Raw genomic sequence first — 825 nt, forward strand, 5'->3', positions numbered from 1 at the left:
CTGGGTGCATTGACCACGACCAGTGGTTCGTTCAGTGCGGCCAGCACGCTGGCCGTGAGCGGCAATTTGTCGGTGACGACGACGTCTGGCGGGATCAGCCAGGGCGGCGCGTTCATCGTGGGCGGCACCTCGTCGTTCGACGCGGGCGCCAATGCGATCACCCTCACCAACGCGGGCAACGACTTCACCGGCGCGGTGAGCCTGACCAACACCGGTGCGAACGACGTGGCGGTGAGCAACGGCTTGAGTCTGCTGACGCTGGGTGCGGTGAATGTGGGCGGCAATCTGTCCGTCAACGGCGGCGGAATCCAGCTCACCAGCAACGTCACGTCCGGCGGTGCGCAGACCTATTACGACGCAGTGACGCTGGGTGCCGACCTCACCCTTGCCACCACCAACAATGGCGCCGTGAGCTTTCTCGGCACGCTGGACAATGCCACCGCCACGGCGCACAACCTGACGGTCACGAGCGGCAGCAGTGCCGTGGCGTTCGGTGATGCGATCGGCGGCGGGACCAACGGCGCTCTCGGCGCATTGACGATCAACACCAGCGGCGTCACCAGCCTGGGAACGGTGGCGGCGGGAAGCGTCACCACGGACGCGGGCGGTGCCACCACGCTGGCCGGCAACGTGAGCACCAGCGGCGCGCAGGCCTACGGTGATGCCGTGACGCTGGGTGCGGACGTGACCCTGGCAAGCAGCGGTGCCGGCGCGATCGGCTTCGGTTCGACGGTGGACGGCGCCCATGCGCTGAGCGTGAACACCGCCGGCACCACCGGCTTTGGCGGCGCCGTGGGTGGCACCACCGCGTTGACCAGCCTGACC

1 protein-coding gene is annotated in these 825 nt (G+C 68.4%); it reads left to right on the top strand.

What is annotated here, in order from left to right; genetic code table 11:
* Positions 1 to 9 precede the first annotated feature (9 nt).
* Positions 10 to 825 (top strand): beta strand repeat-containing protein (locus tag ISP17_RS19500; protein ID WP_404636173.1); only part of this gene is annotated, 816 nt, incomplete at its 3' end.

The organism is Dyella ginsengisoli, from assembly GCF_044904665.1.
Taxonomy (GTDB): domain Bacteria; phylum Pseudomonadota; class Gammaproteobacteria; order Xanthomonadales; family Rhodanobacteraceae; genus Dyella_A; species Dyella_A ginsengisoli.